Raw genomic sequence first — 20,806 nt, 5'->3', positions numbered from 1 at the left:
AGCAGATCGAGGCTGATAGGCCGCCGCGCCCGGTGAAGGCAGGCGGCGTGGAGACGACATTGAACCAGATGACGGTCGATATACCCACCAAGGATCTCGGCTCGCGAGCGATGCTCGAAGCCGGCATCGCGTCCGCGCGCGACGCCCTGCTCAAGCGGCGCCAGAGCGATGGTCACTGGGTGTTCGAGCTCGAGGCCGACGCCACCATCCCGTCGGAATACGTGCTGTTGCGGCATTATCTCGGCGAGCCGGTCGATCGCGCCCTCGAAGCCAAGATCGGCAACTACCTGCGTCGTATTCAGGCCGATCACGATGGCTGGGCGCTGTTTCACGGCGGCGACTTCGACATGAGCGCGACCGTGAAGGCTTACTTCGCGCTCAAGATGATCGGCGATTCCGTCGATGCGCCGCACATGGTGCGCGCGCGCAAGGCGGTGCTGGCGCGCGGCGGGGCGTCGAAGAGCAACGTCTTCACCCGCATCCTGCTGGCGCAATACGGCGTGCTGTCGTGGCGCGCGGTGCCGGTGATGCCGATCGAGATCATGCTGCTGCCGCGCTGGTTTCCGTTCCATCTCACCAAGATTTCCTACTGGGCGCGCACGGTCATCGTGCCGCTGCTGGTGCTGATGCTGAAGAAGCCGCGGGCGCGCAACGCGCTGGGCATTTCGATTCCTGAGTTGTTCCTCGAAAAGGACCTGCAGTCGATCGGCCTTGCGGCGAAGGCGCCGCACCAGAAGACGTCGTGGTATGTGTTCTTCGACATTGTCGACAAAGTACTGCGCGTCGCCGATCCGCTGTTTCCCAAGGGTATGCGCAAGCGCGCGCTGGACAAGGCGGTCGCCTTCAGCACCGAGCGTCTCAACGGCGAGGACGGTCTCGGCGCGATCTATCCGGCGATGGCCAACAGCGTCATGATGTACGATGTGCTCGGTTATCCCGAGGATCATCCGTCGCGCGCGATCGCCCGCAAGTCGATCGAGAAGCTGCTGGTCATCAAGGACGAGGAAGCCTACTGCCAGCCGTGCGTGTCGCCGATCTGGGACACCGCGCTCGCCAGCCACGCCGTGCTCGAGGCCGGTGGTGACGAGGCGCGCGCTGCCGCGAAGACGGCGCTCGACTGGCTGAAGCCGATGCAGGTGCTCGATGTCGAGGGCGACTGGATCGCCAAGCGTCCCGGCGTGCGGCCGGGCGGCTGGGCATTCCAGTACGCCAATCCGCACTATCCCGATCTCGACGACACCGCCGTCGTTGTCATGGCGATGGATCGCGAGCGCAAGTTCGACGGCAGCAAGACCTACGACGAGTCGATCGCGCGCGGGCGCGAATGGCTGCTCGGCCTGCAGAGCAAGGATGGCGGCTGGGCGGCCTTCGATGCCGACAATCTCGAGTATTACCTCAACAACATTCCGTTCGCGGATCACGGCGCGCTGCTCGATCCGCCGACCGACGATGTTACCGCGCGTTGCGTGTCGATGCTGGCGCAGCTCGGCGAGACGCAGGACAGCAGTCCGGCGTTGAAGGCCGGCGTCGAATATCTGCGCCGCACCCAGCTCGCCGACGGCTCGTGGTTCGGGCGCTGGGGCGTGAATTATGTCTACGGAACCTGGTCGGTGATGTGCGCGCTGAACGCCGCCGGTGTTCCGCACGACGATCCGATGATCCGCAAGGGCGCCGACTGGCTGATTTCGATTCAAAACAGTGACGGTGGCTGGGGCGAGGACGGCAACAGCTACAAGCTTGATTATCGCGGCTATGAGCGCGCGCCCTCGACCGTGTCGCAGACCTCGTGGGCGCTGCTCGCGCTGATGGCCGCAGGCGAGGTCGATCATCTGGCCACGCACCGCGGAATACGCTATCTGCTGCAAACACAGGCATCGCACGGCCTGTGGGATGAGCAGGCCTACACTGGCGGCGGGTTCCCGCGGGTGTTCTATCTTCGGTATCACGGCTATTCCAAGTTCTTCCCGCTCTGGGCGCTGGCGCGGTATCGGAATTTGCGGGATAGTAATAGCCGTCACGTAGGGGTCGGAATGTGATTCTTGGGGCAGGCGGCGACGCCAATCATGACGGTCTTCCCGTATTGATCGTGACTGGCCTTCGTCAGGAGGCGCAGATTGCTGCCGGCCCGGGCATGACGGTGGTCTGCAGCAGCAGCAATCCAGGCCAATTGCGGGAACTGATGACCACGTTCGATCCGGGCAGTGTGCGCGGCATCGTGTCGTTCGGCGTTGCCGGTGGTCTCGATCCCGAACTCGAATCCGGCGACGTTGTCGTCGCGACTGAAGTCGTCGTCGGCGTCAAGCGCTGGCAGGCGGTGTCGCCGGCGAGCAGCAACCTCGTGTCGCTGCCGGGCTCCGGCCGTCCGCGCATCGTGCCGGGCGTGCTTGCTGGTTCGGAGGACGTTGTGGTCGATCAGGCCGGCAAGGCCGCGCTGCGCGCGATGACCGGTGCCGCGGCCGTCGACATGGAAAGCCACATCGCTGCAGCCTATGCGGAGGCGAATGATCTGCCGTTCGCCGCCGTGCGCGTGATCAGCGATCCGGCCTCGCGTGCGCTGCCGGCGCTGGCAATGGACGCGCTCAAGCCTGATGGCAAGGTCGATATCTGGAAGGTGATGCGCGGGATCGCGGTCAATCCGATGGCGATCCCGGCGCTGGTGTCCGCAGGGCGCGACTTCAATCGCGCCCTCCGGTCGTTAAGCGGCTGTCGGAGCCTGCTTCTTGGCGAGGGCGGCGGACGCCTCGTCGGCGCGAATTTCTGACAGCTTCTTCTGCACCTGCTCGGAGAAGATGTACTGCGCCGGGCGCTGCTTGCTGAGATCGATCTCCGGCGCCATCGGGCCTGACGTGCGGATGCCGCGCAGCGCCACCCACAGTGCCTTGAACGGATTGGCGACCGCAGCGTTCGCAGCCGTCGGCTCGTAGCCGCAATGCGCCATGCAGTCGGCGCACTTCTCATACTTGCCGGTGCCGTAGGAATCCCAGTCGGTGGTTTCCATCAGCTCCTTGAAGGTCTTGGTATAGCCTTCGCCAAGCAGGTAGCACGGCTTCTGCCAGCCGAAGATATTGCGCGCGGGCATGCCCCACGGCTCGCAGTGGAAGTTCTGGTTGCCGGCGAGGAAGTCGAGGAACAGGCCGGAGTGCATGAAGTTCCACTTCTTGCCCTTGCCGAGCTCGAAGACCTTGCGGAACAGCTCCTTGGTCTTCTTGCGGTTCAGGAAGTGCTCCTGATCCGGCGCGCGCTCATAGGCGTAACCCGGAGACATCGAGACGCCGACGCCGAGCTCATTGGTAAAGTCGAGGAACTTGGCGATCTCTTCGGCCGGGTGGCCGTCGAAGATGGTTGCGTTGACGTTGACGGTGAAGCCGCGGGCCTTCGCCGCCTTGATCGCCGACACGGCGCGGTCGAACACGCCCTTCTGCGACACGGCCTTGTCGTGGTGATCCTTGAGGCCGTCGAGATGAATCGAGAAGAACAGGTAGGGCGAGGGCTCGAACAGGTCGAGCTTCTTCTCGAGCAGCAGCGCGTTGGTGCACAGCGACACGAACTTCTTGCGCGCGACGAGGCCGCGCACGATCTCGCCGATTTCCTTGTGGATCAGCGGCTCGCCGCCGGGGATCGCGACCATCGGGGCGCCGCACTCGTCGGCGGCATCCCAGCACTCCTGGGCCGTCATGCGACGGTTGAGGATCGCATCCGGGTAATCGATCTTGCCGCAGCCGACGCAGGCAAGATTGCAGCGGAACAGCGGCTCGAGCATCAGCACCAGCGGATAGCGTTTACGCCCGAGAAGCTTCTGCTTCACGAGGTACGAGCCGATCTTGATCTCTTTGAAGAACGGAATAGCCATGATGAATGACGGACTTTCTCGGACTGATCAGGGGGAAGGGCTGACGCTTGCGCGGGCAAGTTCCGCCGGCAAACGGAATTCAATATTTTCCTCGCGGCCCGGAAGCAGCGATACGGACACGTGTCCAATTCGCCGCAAGGCCTCGATCACGTCGTCGACGAGCACCTCCGGCGCCGATGCGCCTGCGGTGATGCCGACGGTTCTCGCATCCTTCAGCCACTCGGGATCGACCTCGCTGCCGTCAGCAACGAGATAACTCGGCACGCCGACTTCGGTGCCGATCTCGCGGAGCCGATTGGAATTGGAGCTGTTGGTGGCGCCCACGACCAGAATGACGTTGACGACCTTGCTGAGGTCTCGGACGGCAGATTGGCGATTTTGTGTCGCGTAGCAGATGTCGCGGGTGTCGGGGCCCTGGATGTCGCTGAACTTGGCTTCCAGTGCCGCAATGATGTCCCGGGTGTCGTCGACGCTGAGCGTGGTCTGGGTGATGTAGGCCAGCGGGGTATCGGACGGCAGGTTGAGCGCGGCGACCTCGTCGACGTTCTGTACCAGGGTCACCGGGCCGTCGATCTGGCCCATGGTTCCAACCACCTCGGGATGGCCTTCATGGCCGATCAGGATCAGGGCGCGGCCCTTGGAAACGTAGCGCTTCCCCTGATTGTGAACTTTCGTGACCAGCGGGCAGGTGGCGTTCAGCACGGGAAGGCCGCGGGCGGCGGCCTCTTCCTCGACGCGGCGGGCGACACCATGGGCGCTGAACACGGTCACCGCGTTGGCCGGGACCTCGTGCAGGTCCTCGACGAACACCGCGCCCTTGGCCTTCAGGCTCTCGACGACGTATTTGTTGTGAACGATCTCGTGCCGGACATAGACCGGAGGGCCGTACTTCTCGAGCGCGCGTTCGACGATCTCGATGGCACGCACGACGCCGGCGCAGAAGCCTCGCGGCTGCGCCAGCACGACCTCGATGGTGCGCTGATCAAGCAAGCTGCACCATGGTCTTGTCGGCGTCGCGGCCGAGCGCCTCGAACACCTTGATGACGATACCCTTGGCGTCGAGGCCGGCCTTGGCATACATCGCCGCCGGCGTGTCCTGGTCGATGAACGTATCCGGCAGCACCATGCAGCGCACCTTCAAGCCCTTGTCCACGGCGCCGCGGTCGGTCAGGGTCTGAAGGACCTGGGCGCCGAAGCCGCCAATCGATCCTTCCTCCACCGTGACCAGCACCTCATGCTCCCGCGCCAGACGCAGCACCAGATCGGTGTCGATCGGTTTGGCAAAGCGAGCATCTGCAACGGTTGCCGTCAATCCGTGGGATTTTAGAATCTCCGCAGCCTTGAGACATTCAGCAAGACGCGTGCCAAGGGAGAGGAGCGCGACCGACGAGCCTTCGCGGACGATGCGGCCCTTGCCGATTTCCAGCGGCTTGCCGATGGTCGGCAGGTCGACGCCGACACCGTCGCCACGCGGGAAGCGGAAAGCGGAGGGACGGTCATCGAGAGCGTGGGCGGTGGCGACCATATGCATCAGGTCGGCTTCGTCGCCGGCGGCCATCAGCACCATGTTGGGCAGGCAGCCGAGATAGGCGAGGTCGAACGAGCCGGCGTGGGTCGGGCCATCGGCGCCGACGAGGCCGGCACGGTCGATGGCGAAGCGCACCGGCAGGTTCTGGATCGCGACGTCGTGCACGATCTGGTCATAGGCGCGCTGCAGGAAGGTCGAATAGATCGCGACGAACGGCTTCATGCCCTCGGTCGCAAGACCCGCCGCGAAAGTGACGCCATGCTGCTCGGCGATGCCGACGTCGAAGGTGCGATCGGGGAAGGCCTTGTTGAAGATGTCGACGCCGGTGCCGGACGGCATCGCGGCGGTGATCGCGACGATCTTGTCGTCGGTCTCGGCGAGCTTCACCAGGCTTTCGCCGAACACCTTGGTGTAGGACGGGGCGTTGGCTTTCGCCTTGGCCTGCGCGCCGGTGGCGACGTCGAACTTCACGACGCCATGGTACTTGTCGGAGGCCGCTTCCGCCGGTGCGTAACCCTTGCCCTTCTGGGTCACGACATGGATGAGGATCGGGCCTTCCTTGGAGTCGCGGACGTTCTTGAGGATCGGCAGCAGGTGATCGAAGTTGTGACCGTCGATCGGGCCGACATAATAGAAGCCAAGCTCCTCGAACAGCGTGCCGCCGGTGACCATGCCGCGGGCGTATTCTTCGGCACGCGCAGCGCTGGTCTTGACGAACTTCGGCAGCTTTTCGGCGAACTGTTTGCCCATCTCGCGCAGCGAGCGATAGGTGCGGCCGGACAGCAGGCGGGCGAGATAGGCCGACATGGCGCCGACCGGCGGGGCGATCGACATCTCGTTGTCGTTGAGGATGACGATCAGGCGCGAGTCCATCGCGCCGGCGTTGTTCATGGCCTCATAGGCCATGCCGGCGGACATCGCGCCGTCGCCGATCACGGCGACGATATTGCGGTTCTCGCCGGCGAGGTCGCGGGCCACCGCCATGCCGAGGCCAGCGGAAATGGAGGTCGAGGAATGCGCTGCGCCAAAGCTGTCATATTCGCTTTCGGCGCGCTTGGTGAAACCGGAGAGGCCGCCGCCCTGGCGCAGCGTGCGGATCTGGCCGCGGCGGCTGGTCAGGATCTTGTGCGGATAGGCCTGATGGCCGACGTCCCAGATCAGGCGGTCGGCGGGTGTGTTGAAGACGTAGTGCAGTGCTACCGTCAGTTCGACGACACCGAGCCCGGCGCCGAGGTGGCCGCCGGTGACGGCGACGGCGTTGATCGTTTCCGTGCGCAGTTCATCGGCCAGTTGGGTCAACTGGCTCTCTTTTAGCTTGCGGAGATCGGCAGGAGAATTAACAGCGTCAAGAAGCGGCGTCTGTGAAGTCATGCACTATCTTCCAACTCAGCACAAAGAACAGGACGAGAACGTCTTGGAGTGTAGCATTATGGCAGATTTTCAGCAGTATTTCTCGGATAGGGCTGGCGTTATGCCATGATTGTGTGACTTAAGGGCACCGCTCACGGCCAATGAGTTAACTCGCAAGCTGCTTAGCCCGCGCCCACTGCTGATCGGTTCAAAGACATAGAAAGAAAAACTGTGCTGACAAGGATTATTGTTGCCCTGGTGAGGGGCTGTACGCGATTTGCATGGCTCACCATCATTGCGGGAATCCTTTTAGCTGTTGCCGCCGGTGCCTATTCTGCCCGGCATTTCGCGATCGATACCGACATCGGCAAGCTGATCTCCAACGATCTTGGCTGGCGGCAGCGGGAAATCGCCTTCGACAAGGCATTTCCGGGCCAGAATGACCTGATTTTGGCCGTGGTCGAGGCTCCGACGCCCGAGCAGGCCCGCCAGGCCGCCGCGGAACTCGAGACAAGGCTGGTTCCCCAGACCAAAAAGTTCATCTGGGTCCGATACGCCGGCGGCGGGCCGTTCTTCGACATCAACGGCCTGATGTTCCTGCCCACCGCGGAGGTCGCCAAGCAGACCGAGCAGCTCGCAGCGGCGTCTCCGATCCTCGATATCCTGGTCGACGATCCCAACCTGCGCGGCTTGACCGGCGTGCTGGAGTTTGCCCTCAACGGCGCCCAGCGCGGCGAATTCAGCAAGGACGCCCTGGCCAAGCCGCTCAATACGGTCGCCGGGACCGTGGAGAATGTCCTCGGCAAGGGAACGGGGGACTTCTCCTGGCGGGAACTCGCCAGCCCGGAACCGCTGACCGCCGGTGACCGCCGGGTGCTGATCGCCGCGCGTCCAATTCTGGACTTCCAGGCGCTCGAACCGGGCAAGGTCGCCACCGACGCCATCCGTGACGCAGCCCGCGAGCTCGACCTGTCCGGCAAGTACCATGCCCAGGTTCGTCTGACCGGGCCGACCCCGATCGCCAACGAGGAGTTCGCCACCGTCCAGGAAGGCGCCCTCGCCAACGGCATTGGGACCGTCGCGGTGGTGCTGTTCATCCTGTGGCTGGCCCTGCGCTCGCCCAAGATCATTGCCGCCGTTTTCATCACCCTGGTTGTCGGCCTGTCGATCACCACGGCGATCGGCCTGATGCTGGTCGGTGCGCTGAACCTGATCTCGATCGCCTTCGCGGTGCTGTTCGTCGGCCTTGGGGTCGACTTCGGCATCCAGTACAGCGTGCGCTACCGCGCCGAACGTCACAACGAGGGCGACCTGCAGGCGGCGATCGAGGTGGCGGCCGACCATTCCGCCGTGCCGCTGACGCTGGCGGCGGTGGCGACGGCGGCGGGCTTCCTGTCGTTCCTGCCCACCGACTACAAGGGCGTGTCGGAGCTCGGCGAAATCGCCGGCGCCGGCATGCTCATCGCGTTCCTCGCGGCGCTCACGGTGCTGCCGGCGCTTCTCAAGGTGTTCAATCCGCCGGGCGAGTCCGAGCCGCTCGGCTACGCCTTCATGGCGCCGGTCGACCGCTTCCTCAGCCGCCATCGCGTGCCGATCGTCGCCGGCACGCTGATCGTCGCAGTGGCCGGCCTGCCGCTGCTCTACTTCCTCCACTTCGACTTCAACCCCATCAACCTGCGCAGCAAGAAGGTCGAGTCGATTGCGACCTATCTCGACCTGCGGCGCGATCCCAACACCGGCACCAACGCGGTCGACATGATCGTGCCGTCGGAAGCGGCGGCGCGGGAGCTCGAAGCCAGGCTGCAGAAGCTGCCGGAAGTGGCGCGGACGATCTCGCTCGACACCTTCGTGCCGCCGGACCAGCCGGCGAAGCTGGCGCTGATTCGCAAGGCAGCCGCGACCCTCGATCCGATTCTCGGCGGCAAGCCCGGCGAGGCGCCGAGCGACACCGATCGCGTCGTGGCGCTGACCGAGGCGGCGCAGAGCCTGCGCAAGTTCGCCGGCGGGCCTGACGCCAAGGCCGACGCCCCCTGGGTGGTGGCGTGCAAGCGTCTCGCCGACGATCTCGGCAAGCTGGCCGCGGCCGACAAGGGGACGCGGGACAAGGTCGAGGCGGTGTTTGTCATGCCGCTCAAGGTCATGCTCGACCAGGTGCGGCTGCTGTTGAAGGCCGAGCCGGTCAGCATCAAGACCCTGCCGCCGGACCTCGTCAGTGAGTGGAGCACCGCCGACGGACGCTTCCGCGTCCAGGCCCAGCCGAGCGGGGATCCCAACGACAACGACACCCTGCGCAAGTTCGCCGGCGCCGTGCTCAAGGTCGCGCCATCGGCGACCGGCGGTCCGATCTCGATCCTGGAGTCGGGCGACACCATCGTGTCGGCGTTCATTCAGGCCGGTGGCTGGGCGTTGCTGTCGATCGCGATCCTGCTCTGGATCGTGCTGCGCCGGATCGGCGACGTGCTGCTGACGCTGGTACCGCTGCTGCTCGCCGGCGTGCTGACGCTGGAGATCTGTGTGCTGATCGGGCTGTCGCTGAACTTCGCCAATATCATCGCGCTACCCCTGCTGCTGGGGATCGGCGTGGCGTTCAAGATTTATTACGTCACCGCCTGGCGCGCGGGGCAGACCGACCTGTTGCAGTCGAGCCTGACCCGGGCCGTGTTCTTCAGCGCGATGACCACCGCCACGGCGTTCGGCAGCCTGTGGCTGTCGAGCCATCCGGGAACATCCAGCATGGGCAAGCTGCTGGCGCTCTCGCTGGTCACCACCCTTGCGGCGGCCGTGCTGTTCCAGCCGGCCCTAATGGGGCGTCCCCGCGATCTCGGGAAGTGAACAGACCTCCGCAGCCGGGTCGACGGGGGCAATTCCCTTCGTCGTTCCTGCTACCGGGGGAGATTTCGCCTTCGTCTGGGCGACAGTCGACTTGGGCGGGGCAGCTGGGGCAGGGGCCGGGGTCAGCTGGGCCGCAGGATCGACATAGCGGGTCCAGGTCTCGCCGCCGCACAGGAAACCAAGGACGCAGCCCTTGATCTCGAGCTTGTCGGGAGTCGTTAACCGGATCGTCGATTCATAAGTCTTGCCGTTCTTGGCGTTATAAACCTTGCCTTCCCATTCCTCGGGATCGCCTTTATTTTCTGCTGGAGCTTTCTTCATGTTCAGGAGTACAGGCATCCCGAGGGTTGGTCGGGTTCGCTTGGACCGGTCAGGGTTCTGGGCGTCGACGTTGCCCGGGATCTTTTCCCACGACACCACGCCCCAGAGACGGCTGTTGCAATCGACAATGCGGATGCGCGCGACCCCTTCCTGTACCACCCACTCGCCCAGGGGTTGCGACTCCAGTGCGTGGGCCGAACCGAGCGATGCCAGCAGGGCCATCCCGCAAAAGACAACTTCTTTCTTCATAGAACCCCTTCTGCGATGCAGCGAAAGCAATGAACAATCTTATCAGAAGTTCCGGCTCGCGGGGCAAATCGCCGCATTTTTGATTTCCTGTTGACGCGTCCTTCCCGAAACCACCTATGTAGCCGATGATGTATCCCAATCTTGACCTTTCCGAGATGTTTGCCGCCCGCCAGGCGGAACGCAGCGATCTGCATGCGAACTACCTGAACGAGCAACTGGTCAGGGTCCTCAAGACGATCGGATACGATGTCGGCTTCGTCCGGGGGGAGGGGCAGTACCTCTACGACCGCGTCGGAGCCCGCTATCTCGACCTGCTGAGCGGATTTGGCGTGTTTGCGATCGGCCGTAACCACCCTGCGGTTCGTAACGCCCTGGTGAGCGTGCTCAACGCCGAATTGCCCAATCTCGTGCAGATGGACGTCTCGACCCTCGCCGGCGTTCTGGCCGAGCAGTTGATCGAGCGCGTTCCCTATCTCGACAAGGTGTTTTTCGCCAATTCGGGCACCGAGAGCGTCGAGGCGGCGATCAAGTTCGCCCGCGTCGCCACCGGCCGCACCGATATCATCTACTGCGGGCAGGCCTATCACGGCCTGACCTATGGTTCGCTGTCGCTGACCGACGACATGAACTTCCGCAGCGGTTTCGAGCCGCTGCTGCCGGGCTGCACGTCCATTCCCTTCAACGACCTCGCGGCCCTGGAAAAGGCGCTGTCGTCCCGCCAGGTGGCCGCTTTCATCATCGAGCCGATCCAGGGCAAGGGCGTCAACATTCCCGACGACAACTTCTTGCCCGAGGCCGCGGCGCTGTGCCGGCGCTATGGCACGCTGTTCGTCGCGGACGAGGTGCAGACCGGTCTCGGCCGTACCGGCCGTTTCCTCGCCGTGGAGCACTGGAACGTCGAGCCGGACATGGTGCTGCTGGCCAAGGCGCTTTCTGGCGGTCAAGTTCCGGTTGGCGCGGTGCTGACCCGCCGGGCGATCTTCAACAAGGTGTTCGACCGCATGGACCGTGCGGTGGTGCACGGCTCGACCTTCGGCAAGAATGACCTGGCCATGGCCGCCGGCATCGCCACCCTTGAGGTCATGAAGCAGGAAAAGCTGATCGAGAATGCCCAGCAGCGCGGCGAGCGGCTGCTGACCTCGCTTGGCCGCATGGTCCAGAAGTACGAACTCCTCAAGGAGGTGCGCGGCAAGGGCCTGATGCTCGGGGTGCAGTTCGGTGCGCCGAAGTCGCTCGCCCTGAAGGCGTCGTGGAATGTGCTGGAGACCGCCAGCAAGGGGCTGTTCTGCCAGCTCATCACCATCCCCCTGTTCAAGGATCACAAGATCCTGACCCAGGTGTCCGGTCACGGCAGTCATACCATCAAGCTGCTGCCGACGCTGTCGATCACCGACGAAGACTGCCAGTGGATCGAATCGGCCTTCGACACGGTCATCGGCGCCAGCCATCGCGTGCCCGGAGCGGTGTGGTCGCTCGGCAAGACGCTGGTCGACAACGCCATGCGCAAGTCCGCGTGAGACCCGCAGCGGCCTGACGTCGGTGTCGGGCCGCCCCTGCCTTCGCGGCGCGAAGGCGTGTTCACGAAATATCTCAGTCGGTGTCAGAGCGAGAGGCGGCCGCGGAAGCCGCGGCCGCTCGTGCGCGTTCGCGCGTGATCGACGCGCGAGTGCGCTGCCGTTCTCAGTTTTGAAGCGTTTTAAGCCCGCTTTGGCGCGCAGTCTTCACGCGAACCAAGGCCCGCGTCGCGCCAAGGCGTTCGCGGGCCGGGAGCGGTCTTACTGCCCGTGGTCCTTGAGGACCTTGTCGCACGCGGCCGAGATCTTGGCGCGGTTTTGCTGCAGGCAGGACAGGATCACCAGGTCGCCCTGGTCCATCATCGTCCGGCAGTACCGGGACACGTCCTTGGTGCAGGCCTTCTGTTCCTCCGGCGTTCCACTGCGTTGCGCGTTCTGCGCCAGGGTGGAGGTGGAGATGGTGGCGAGAACGAGCGCAGTCAGAAGCAGGGATTTCGACATCACGACCCTTCGGTTTGGCGGTGGCAAGCTTCAGCCCGGCACTGTCTAACACAGAACCTTCGGCGGTCTCCATGCTCGCCACCTCCGAGACTGTTGAAGGCGGGGCTACGTGCCATTTCGGAAACACCCATCGGGGGTGGGGGGCTCCAGGGGAGCGTCGTCCGTCCGCCGCCGTGATCAGGCTGCCGTTCCCCCCTTGGCCGGCCAATAGCGATCACGCAGGTGGCGCTTGACCAGCTTGCCGGTCGGGGTGCGCGGCAGTTCCGGATCGAAGTCCACGGTGCGCGGGCATTTGATCGGCGACAGATGCTGTCGGCAGAACGCAATCAGCTCCGCTTCCAGCTCCTTGCCGGCCCGGCTCATGTCGTGGGGCTGTACCACCGCCTTGACCTCCTCGCCCATTTCCTCGTTGGGGACGCCGAACACGGCGACGTCGGCGACGGCGGGGTGGGTGATCAGGACGTCCTCGGTTTCCTGCGGATAGATGTTCACGCCGCCGGAGATGATCATGTAGGCCTTGCGGTCGGTGAGATAGAGGTAGCCGCCTTCGTCGACATAGCCGACATCGCCGAGCGTCGACCAGCCCCTTGAATTGTAGGCCCGCTTCGTCTTGTCCGGATCGTTGTGATAGGCGAACTGCGGCGCGTCGGCGAAGTACACGGTGCCGATTTCTCCCGTGGGCACCTCCTCGTCGTTCTCGTCGAGGATCCTGATCTTGCCGACCACCGCGCGACCGACGGTGCCGCGATGGGACAGCCACTCCGCCGAGGTGCTGACGGTCACGCCGTTGCCTTCCGAGCCGGCATAGTACTCGATCAGGATCGGCCCCCACCATTCGATCATCCGCGCCTTGACGTCGACCGGGCAGGGCGCTGCCGCATGTATCGCGCCCTTGAGCGATGACACGTCGTAGCGTGCGCGCACCTCGTCGGGTAGTTTCAGCATGCGCACGAACATGGTGGGGACGAGCTGGCTCTGGGTCGCGCGGTGCTCCTGCACAAGGCGCAGAAAGGTCTCGGCATCGAACGATTCCATGATGATCGATGTGCCGCCGAGCACGCCGACCATCATGTTGAAGCGCAGGGGAGCTGCGTGATACAGCGGCGCCGGCGACAGGTAGATCGTGTCGCTGGACATGCCGCACATGTCGGCACACAGGAAGCGCAGGAACGGATTGGGCTTGTCGATGGCGTCGCCTGTCGCCTCGCGCTTGATGCCCTTCGGCCGGCCGGTGGTGCCGGACGAATACAGCATGTCGTAGCCGGCGACCTCGTCGGAGATCGGCGTTGTCGGCTGTTCTGCGATGGCCTTGTCCCAGGAGCGGAAACCGGGGTGTGGCGTGCCGGTCATGTAGAACGAGGTCGCCGGATCGGCGCCCGCGAGCAGCGGGGCGACGGCGTCGACGCATTTCTCCGAGGTGATCATGACGCGGGCGCCGCAATCCCTGATGATGTAGGCGATCTCGTCGGCGGTCAGGTAGCGGCTGATCGCGGTATAGTAGAGGCCGCTGCGCTGCGCCGCCCAGCAGATCTCCATGAATGCGAGCGAATTCTCCATCAGCAGCGCGACATGGTCGCCGGCCTTGAGGCCGAGCGAGCGAAACAGCTGCGCGCCCTGATTCGAGTGTTCATCGAGCTGGCGGTAGGTGATGGCGTCGCCCGATGCGGCCATGCGGTAGGCGATCTTGTCGGGCGTGGTGCGGGCGTGCAGCGACGGGTGGCTCATGCGTGTTCCCTGACGTTTCCTGGAAGATCCGGCGGCTTCAGCCGCTCGTTGGCGCGCATTGGTTGGTGTGCGGCGGTCGTGGCAAACGAGTCTTGGCAAACAAGTCTCGGCAAACAAAAAGGGCGGGTCGTTCGACCCGCCCTTGTCGACCAGGCTCAGAGCCGCTCGACGATGGTGACGTTGGCCATGCCGCCGCCCTCGCACATGGTCTGCAATCCGTAGCGCTTGTTGCGCTGCTTCAGCGCATGCAAAAGCGTCGTCATCAGCTTGGTGCCGGAGCCGCCGAGCGGATGTCCCAGCGCGATAGCGCCGCCGTTGACGTTGAGCTTCGCCGGATCGGCGCCGGTGTCCTTCAGCCATGCGGTCGGCACCGAGGCGAAGGCCTCGTTGACCTCGAACAGGTCGATGTCGTCGATGGACATGCCGGCTTTCTTCAATGCACGGTGCGTCGCCGGTAGCGGGGCCTCCAGCATGATCACCGGATCGTGCCCGATCATGGTCATGTGATGGATACGCGCCATCGGCTTGACGCCGAGCGCCTTGAGGCCGTTCTCGTTGACCACCATGACGCCGGAGGCGCCGTCGCAGATCTGGCTGGCGCTCGCGGCGGTGAGGCGGCCGCCCTCGGTGATCAGCTTGACGCCGCGGATGCCGTCGAGGGTGGCATCGAAACGGATGCCCTCGTCGATCTGGTGGATGTCGGTCGAGCCGTCGGCGCGGGTGATGGCGACCGGCACGATTTCGTCCTTGAAGGCCCCCGCCTGGGTCGCCGCGATCGCGCGCTGATGGCTCTCGAAAGAATACCGGTCGAGGGCCTCCTTATCCAGATCGTACTTCTTTGCCATCATTTCAGCGCCGGTGAACTGGCTGAACTGGATGTTGGGATAGCGCTGCTCCATGTTCGGGCTCTTGTAGTGCCCGAAGCCGTTCTTCGCCGGCAGCGACGAGGCGAGGCCCATCGGCACGCGCGTCATGCTCTCGACGCCGGCGGCGATCACCACGTCCATTGCGCCGGACATCACCGCCTGTGCGGCGAAGTGCAGCGCCTGCTGCGACGAGCCGCACTGCCGGTCGATCGAGGTGCCGGGCACGCTTTCCGGCAGCTTCGACGCCATGATGGCGTTGCGCGCGATGTTGTTGGATTGCTCGCCGGCCTGCATCACGCAGCCCATGATGACGTCTTCGACCAGGGCGGGATCAGCGCCGGTGCGCTCGACCAGCGAATCCAGCACCACGGCGGCGAGATCGGCCGGGTGCCAGCCGGCGAGGCGGCCCCCCTTGCGCCCGCCCGCGGTGCGCGCTGCTGCGACGATGTAGGCTTCGGCCATTCTTCTTCTCCCTGGTTGTTGGATTCTGGTTTGGGTTGGCCGAATTAAAAAGACGAGGCTAGACTTAGTCAATCAATCAATTAACTTGTCGGCGCAGATGATCGATGTCGCGACAAGCGACATTCCACCAAGCGCAAAATGCAGTTGCGCACGGGAAGAAATGGAACCGCGAATGGCACCGGGTGTGAACGCAGACGCGCCGGCGAGATCGCAGCCGCAGCGCAATGCGACGGCGGAAAAACTGCTCGAAGCGGTCAGCGAACTGATGATCGAGCGCAATTCCACCGACGTGTCGCTGAGCGATCTCGCCCAGAAGTCCGGCGTCAACGCAGCTCTCGTCAAATATCATTACGGCAACAAGGAAGGCCTGCTGCTGGCGCTGCTCGCGCGCGACGCCGAGGTGCAGGTCTCGCACCTGAAGTACCTGCTGCAGCAGCCGATCTCGCCGACCGAAAAGCTCAAGCTCCACATCGCCGGCATCGTCAACGCGTACTATCGCTTTCCCTATATGAACCGGTTGCTGCATTTGCTGCTGCATGACAGCTCCGAGAAGGCGGCAGCCTCGGTGTCACAATTCTTTGTCAGGCCTCTGCTCGACTTCCAGCGGCGGCTGCTCGAAGAAGGCGTGGCGGCCGGCGAGTTCAAACCGGTCGAGCCGGTGTTCTTCTATACCCACCTGATCGGCGCATGCGACCATCTGTTCCACGCCCGCCACGCGATGGCACGTGCCGCGGGCGTCGGCGAGATCACCGATGAGGTTCGCCGACAGTACATCGATTATATGACGGACACGCTGCTCGGCGGCATGCTGCAGCCGGAGCGACGGCGCGCCGCGGCGAGAAACTGAAGGTCGGCAGCGCCGGCCGTAGCGGCGACAAAGCCGAACGACAAGAAAATGAAACAGGAGGTCTCGAGTGGGAAAGACGAGCGCGGCATCCGGGCCGCTGACCGGCGTGCGGGTGGTCGAGTTCGCGGGGATCGGCCCCGGGCCGTTCGCCGCGATGATGCTGTCGGACATGGGCGCGGACATCGTCTCTGTCGTGCGGCGCGGCGCCGGCAAGCGCGACAACCGTGACTTCGTCAATCGTGGGCGCCGAATCGTCGAACTCGATCTCAAGACGCCGGCCGATGCCGCGCAGGCACTCGATCTCATCGCCGCCGCCGACGTGCTGCTCGAAGGCTTCCGGCCGCAGGTGATGGAGCGGCTCGGGCTCGGCCCCGACGAGACGCTGAAGCGCAATCCGCGCCTGGTCTATGGCCGCATGACCGGCTGGGGGCAGGACGGCCCGCTGGCCCAGGCCGCCGGCCATGACATCAACTACATCGCGATCACTGGTGCGCTGGATTCGTTCCGGGCATCCAGCGGCGAGCCGGTGTCGCCGCTCAATCTCGTCGGCGACTACGGCGGCGGTGCGCTGTTCCTGGTGGTCGGCGTGCTCGCGGCCGTGATCGAGGCGCGCACCTCCGGCAAAGGACAGGTCGTGGACGTGGCGATGTGCGACGGCGTGTCGCTGATGCTGTCGATGTTCCACAGCATGCATGCGCTCAAGCGCTGGACCGATCAGCCGCGCACCAACATGCTGGACGGCGGCGCGCACTTCTATCGCCCCTATGAATGCGCCGATGGCCGTTACATCTCGATCGGGGCGATCGAGCCGCAGTTCTATGCCGAGCTGCGCCGGCTGGCCGGCCTCGATGATCCGGCGTTCGACGCGCAGATGGATCGCGCGCGCTGGCCGGAGCTGCAGGACAAGCTCGCGGCCGTGTTCAAGACCAGGACTCGCGACGAGTGGTGCGCGATTCTCGAAGGCTCCGACGCCTGCGCCGCCGCGGCGGTCGGGCTGTTCGAGGCGCCGTCCCATCCCCATCTTGCGGCGCGGCGCACCTTCGTCGAACATGCCGGCTACGTGCAGCCGGCGCCGGCGCCACGGTTCTCACGGACAGCCTCCGCCATCCAGGGGCCGGCCGCGGTACCGCCGACCACGATCTCCGACATCCTTGCCGCCTGGCGGCAGGCCGCTTCGTAAAGTCCAACCTGATAGAAAGGCACTACCATGGATCTGAAAGACGTAGCCGTCATCGTCACCGGCGGTGGCTCGGGACTCGGCGCCGCAACCGCGCGCGCGATGGCCGCCAAGGGCGCCAGGGTGGCCGTGCTCGACGTCAACAAGGAGAACGCCGAGAAGATCGCGGCCGAACTCAAGGGTGTTGCGCTGGTCGGCGACGTCGCCGACGAGAATGACGTCAAGGCGGCGCTGGCCAAGGCGGAAGCCGCCCATGGCGTGGCGCGCGTGCTGGTCAACTGCGCCGGCATCGGCGGCGCGGCCAAGACCGTCGGCAAGAACGGCCCGTATCCGCTCGACCAGTTCTCGCGGGTCATCCGCGTCAACCTGATCGGCACCTTCAACTGCATCCGCCTGATGGCGGAGCGGGCGCAGTCGCTGCCGCCGGTCGGCGAGGAGCGCGGCGTCATTATCAATACGGCGAGCGTCGCGGCGTTCGATGGTCAGATCGGTCAGGCGGCCTATTCGGCGTCGAAGGGCGGCATCGTCGGTCTCACCCTGCCGGTGGCGCGTGACCTCTCGAGCCTGCTGATCCGCGTCAACACCATCGCGCCGGGCCTGTTCCTGACCCCGCTGCTGATGGGGCTGAGCGAGGAAGCTCGGGACAGTCTCGGCAAGCAGGTGCCGCATCCGGCCCGCCTCGGCAAGCCGGAAGAGTACGGCGCGCTGGCCGTGCACATTGTCGAGAATTCGATGATCAACGGCGAGACCATCCGCCTTGACGGCGCGATCCGCATGGCGCCGAAGTAGGAGCGAAACGCATGACCGACGCGCCGCTGCGGGTCACGCATGCCGATGGAGTGGACCGGGTAATGCTCAATCGCCCGGACAGCCTCAATGCTCTCGATACCGCGATGGTCGAGGCGTTGAGGGCTTACTTCGCCGGACTTGCGCGCAACGAGCAGACACGCGTCGTCGTGCTGTCGGGGGCGGGCCGGGCGTTCTGCGCCGGGCTCGACCTCAAGGAAGCCATGCAACGCCGGCCGGCCGATGCGCCGCCGGCCAGTGTCGCCGAAGCGCTGGCGCATCAGCGGAGCATCGCCGACATCGTCATGCTGATGCGGCGCTGTCCGCAGCCGATCGTCGCGCTGGTGCAGGGCGCGGCGTCCGGCGGCGGCTTCGCGCTGGCGCTGGCCGCCGACATCCGCATCGCGGCGACATCGGCGCGGATGAACTGCGCGTTCATCCGCCTCGGCCTCGGCGGTTGCGACATCGGCACCAGCTATTTCCTGCCGCGCCTCGTCGGCGTGTCGATCGCCTCTGAGCTGATCCTGACCGGGCGCTTCATCGCGGCGGAACGCGCGCTCGCGGTCGGCCTCGTGTCCGAGGTGGTCGCGGATGGTGCGCTGGAGGCGGCTGCGGCGCCCTATGTCGAGGCCATGCTGGCGGCATCTCCGCTCGGCCTGCGGCTGTCGAAGGATTGTCTCAATGTCAGCGTCGATGCTGCCTCGCTCGAGGCCGTGATCGCGATGGAAGATCGCAACCAGGTGCTGACCAGCCGGTCGGAGGATTTCAGGGAAGGCATCCGTGCCTTCCTGGAGAAGAGGAAGCCCGTCTATCGCAATATGTAAGGCCCGACACGCACGACAGCCTCGAAGAACGAGGGCAGCGGGCTGGATCCGGGGAGGACCGATGGAAGCCATGACTGCGGCGGCGCTGCAAAAGCCCGCCTTCCGCAAGATCAACTGGATGAAGCGCGACATCGATGTCGACCGCCGTTCAGACGGCGTGATCGTGCTCAAGTCCCGCGTGCCGCTGCAGCCCTATGCCCGTCATATCCCGGAGGCGCTGGCGCGCTGGGCGAGCGAGCGCCCGCACCATGTCTGGCTGGCGCAGCGCCGCGGCGCTGAGCGGCAGTGGCTGAAGGTGTCCTATGGCGAGGCCAAGCGCACCGTGGACGCGCTGACCCAGGCACTGCTCGATCTCGCGATTGCAGATGAACGACCGATCGCCATCCTCAGCGGCAATTCCATCGAACATGCACTGATGACCCAGGCCGCGATGCAGGCGCGCATTCCGGTGGCGCCGATCTCGCCGGCTTATTCGCTGATGAGCCAGGACCATGCCAAGCTCAAATACATCTTCGACCTGATCCGCCCCGCCGTTGTGATGGTGCAGGACGGTCCAACCTTCGACAAGGCGCTGGCCGCACTCGATCTCGACGGCGTGACCGTGATCCATGTGCAGCGTCCGCCGACGACGGTGCCGGGCCGGGCCTATGCCGATCTGGCGGCGACGCCGGTGACCTCTGCCGTAGCGGAATCCATCGCCCGCATCACGCCGCAGACCGTCGGCAAGCTGCTGTTCACGTCCGGGTCGACCGGCATGCCCAAGGCGGTCATCAACACCCAGCAGATGATGTGCGCCAACGCGGCGATGATGATGCAGACCCGGCCGCGCGAGCCCGGAAGCGTCGAATCCGTCTTTCTCGACTGGATGCCGTGGAACCACACCATGGGCGGCAACGCGCTGTTCAATCCGGTTCTGGTCGAGGGCGGCACGCTGTACATCGACGACGGCCGCCCGCTGCCCGGTCAATTCGACGAGACGCTTCGCAACCTGCGCGAGATCTCGCCGACCTATTACGCCAACGTCCCCGCCGGCTACGCCGCGCTCGCCTCCGCCATGGAAAAGGACGAGGTGCTGTGCCGCAGCTTTTTCAAGAACCTCGGCCTCATGGCCTACGGTGGCGCGCGGCTGCCCGACGATCTCTATGAGCGCATGCAGGCGCTGGCGGTGCGCACCACCGGCGAGCGCATCGTGTTTTACACCGGCTGGGGCTCGACCGAGACCGCGCCGACGGCGACCGGAACCTACTGGGACACCGAGCGCGTCGGGCTGATCGGCCTGCCGTTCCCGGGGGTCGAGCTCAAGCTCGTTCCGGTGGGGCCGAAATACGAGCTGCGGCTGCGTGGTGTCAACGTCACGCCGGGCTATTACGGCCGTCCTGATCTCACCGCGGCGGCGTTCGACGACGAGGGCTTTTACTGCATCGGCGACGCCGCGGTGTTCGTCGATCCGGACGATCCGGTCCAGGGTCTGATCTTCTCCGGCCGCATTGTCGAGGACTTCAAGCTGACGACCGGCACGTTCGTGCAGGTCGGCGCACTGCGAACCGATGCCATCGCGGCGACGTCGCCGGTGGTGCAGGACGCGCTGGTCACGGGACAGGACCGTGACACGATCGGCTTGCTGATCTGGCCGAACCTCGATGCCTGCCGCCGGCTGATCGGCGACATGACGGCCACCATGGACGCGGTGATCGCCCATCCGGCCGTGATCGAGCGCGTGCGGCAAGGCCTGCAGGCGCACAACACCGCGGTCAATTGCGTCAGCAGCCTGCGCATCGCGCGCGCCCTGCTGATGGCCGAGCCGCCGTCGATCGACGGCAATGAATTGACCGACAAGGGCTACATCAACCAGCGCGCCGGCCTCGAACGCCGTGCCGCCCTGGTCGAGCGGCTCTATGCCAATCCACCCGCCGCCGACGTCCTGGTGATCACCTGACGTCATCGTTCCGCAAGTCCCGACAAGAAGAGCAGACA

16 protein-coding genes are annotated in these 20,806 nt (G+C 65.0%); 9 read left to right on the top strand and 7 right to left on the bottom strand.

Features of this window, described 5'->3' with window-relative positions; genetic code table 11:
- Nucleotides 1–68 precede the first annotated feature (68 nt).
- Together shc and JQ639_RS17080 are read left to right on the top strand one after the other, a co-directional pair.
- Complete coding sequence (shc, locus tag JQ639_RS17085; RefSeq protein WP_211967920.1) at nucleotides 69–2,036, top strand: squalene--hopene cyclase; 1,968 nt, start codon at nucleotides 69–71, stop codon at nucleotides 2,034–2,036.
- Nucleotides 2,033–2,761: a phosphorylase gene (locus JQ639_RS17080; protein ID WP_211967301.1), complete on the top strand. Its 729-nt coding sequence runs from the start codon at nucleotides 2,033–2,035 to the stop codon at nucleotides 2,759–2,761. Before shc ends, JQ639_RS17080 begins: the two co-directional genes overlap by 4 nt.
- On the opposite strand, the gene hpnH is transcribed toward JQ639_RS17080, so the two are convergent.
- Genes hpnH through dxs form a run of 3 tightly spaced genes read right to left on the bottom strand, consistent with a single transcriptional unit; the run spans nucleotide 2,696 to nucleotide 6,749 of the window.
- Nucleotides 2,696–3,850, bottom strand: coding sequence for an adenosyl-hopene transferase HpnH (gene hpnH, locus JQ639_RS17075; protein ID WP_211967300.1), 1,155 nt, complete (start codon nucleotides 3,848–3,850; stop codon nucleotides 2,696–2,698). The two genes, JQ639_RS17080 and hpnH, sit on opposite strands and share 66 nt — an antisense overlap.
- Nucleotides 3,851–3,877: 27 nt before the next feature.
- Entirely contained in the window at nucleotides 3,878–4,840 is a 963-nt protein-coding gene (ispH, locus tag JQ639_RS17070; RefSeq protein ID WP_211967299.1) for a 4-hydroxy-3-methylbut-2-enyl diphosphate reductase, read from the bottom strand.
- Nucleotides 4,833–6,749 (bottom strand): 1-deoxy-D-xylulose-5-phosphate synthase, encoded by a 1,917-nt coding sequence (gene dxs, locus JQ639_RS17065; protein ID WP_211967298.1) that lies wholly within the window; start codon nucleotides 6,747–6,749, stop codon nucleotides 4,833–4,835. The genes ispH and dxs overlap by 8 nt, the downstream gene beginning before the upstream one ends.
- Nucleotides 6,750–6,959: 210 nt before the next feature.
- Between dxs and hpnN the strand changes: the two genes are divergently transcribed.
- On the top strand, nucleotides 6,960–9,560 hold the full coding sequence (gene hpnN / locus JQ639_RS17060) for a hopanoid transporter HpnN (protein ID WP_211967297.1): 2,601 nt from the start codon (nucleotides 6,960–6,962) through the stop codon (nucleotides 9,558–9,560).
- Here hpnN and JQ639_RS17055 read toward each other — a convergent pair.
- Entirely contained in the window at nucleotides 9,528–10,130 is a 603-nt protein-coding gene (locus JQ639_RS17055; protein ID WP_211967296.1) for a DUF2147 domain-containing protein, read from the bottom strand. The genes hpnN and JQ639_RS17055 overlap by 33 nt on opposite strands.
- A gap of 125 nt (nucleotides 10,131–10,255) precedes the next feature.
- Here JQ639_RS17055 and JQ639_RS17050 point away from each other — a divergent pair, with 125 nt between their 5' ends.
- On the top strand, nucleotides 10,256–11,647 hold the full coding sequence (locus tag JQ639_RS17050; RefSeq protein WP_211967295.1) for an aspartate aminotransferase family protein: 1,392 nt from the start codon (nucleotides 10,256–10,258) through the stop codon (nucleotides 11,645–11,647).
- A gap of 258 nt (nucleotides 11,648–11,905) precedes the next feature.
- Here JQ639_RS17050 and JQ639_RS17045 read toward each other — a convergent pair whose 3' ends face one another.
- The 3 genes from JQ639_RS17045 to JQ639_RS17035 form a co-directional block, all read right to left on the bottom strand.
- On the bottom strand, nucleotides 11,906–12,145 hold the full coding sequence (locus JQ639_RS17045) for a hypothetical protein (protein WP_211967294.1): 240 nt from the start codon (nucleotides 12,143–12,145) through the stop codon (nucleotides 11,906–11,908).
- Nucleotides 12,146–12,322: 177 nt separating this feature from the next.
- Nucleotides 12,323–13,870: an acyl-CoA synthetase gene (locus JQ639_RS17040; protein ID WP_211967293.1), complete on the bottom strand. Its 1,548-nt coding sequence runs from the start codon at nucleotides 13,868–13,870 to the stop codon at nucleotides 12,323–12,325.
- A 155-nt stretch (nucleotides 13,871–14,025) separates the two neighbouring features.
- A complete protein-coding gene (locus JQ639_RS17035) occupies nucleotides 14,026–15,198 on the bottom strand; it encodes an acetyl-CoA C-acetyltransferase (protein ID WP_211967292.1) in 1,173 nt (390 codons plus the stop codon).
- Nucleotides 15,199–15,370: 172 nt separating this feature from the next.
- Between JQ639_RS17035 and JQ639_RS17030 the strand changes: the two genes are divergently transcribed.
- From JQ639_RS17030 to JQ639_RS17010, 5 genes are all read left to right on the top strand, one after another.
- Nucleotides 15,371–16,045 (top strand): TetR family transcriptional regulator, encoded by a 675-nt coding sequence (locus JQ639_RS17030; protein WP_211967919.1) that lies wholly within the window; start codon nucleotides 15,371–15,373, stop codon nucleotides 16,043–16,045.
- Nucleotides 16,046–16,112: 67 nt separating this feature from the next.
- Nucleotides 16,113–17,225 (top strand): CaiB/BaiF CoA transferase family protein, encoded by a 1,113-nt coding sequence (locus JQ639_RS17025; protein WP_211967291.1) that lies wholly within the window; start codon nucleotides 16,113–16,115, stop codon nucleotides 17,223–17,225.
- Between the two features lie 27 nt (nucleotides 17,226–17,252).
- Entirely contained in the window at nucleotides 17,253–18,011 is a 759-nt protein-coding gene (locus tag JQ639_RS17020) for an SDR family NAD(P)-dependent oxidoreductase (protein ID WP_211967290.1), read from the top strand.
- 11 nt (nucleotides 18,012–18,022) lie between these two features.
- Nucleotides 18,023–18,832 (top strand): enoyl-CoA hydratase/isomerase family protein, encoded by an 810-nt coding sequence (locus JQ639_RS17015; protein WP_211967289.1) that lies wholly within the window; start codon nucleotides 18,023–18,025, stop codon nucleotides 18,830–18,832.
- 61 nt (nucleotides 18,833–18,893) lie between these two features.
- The gene (locus JQ639_RS17010) at nucleotides 18,894–20,768 is read left to right on the top strand and encodes an AMP-binding protein (RefSeq protein WP_211967288.1); all 1,875 of its coding nucleotides are present in this window, start codon (nucleotides 18,894–18,896) and stop codon (nucleotides 20,766–20,768) included.
- Nucleotides 20,769–20,806 lie beyond the last annotated feature (38 nt).

The sequence above is a fragment of the Bradyrhizobium sp. U87765 SZCCT0048 genome (assembly GCF_018131225.1).
GTDB lineage: Bacteria > Pseudomonadota > Alphaproteobacteria > Rhizobiales > Xanthobacteraceae > Bradyrhizobium_A.
The sequence above is the reverse complement of the archived record's forward strand: the minus strand, read 5'-3'. Positions and strand labels throughout refer to the sequence as shown.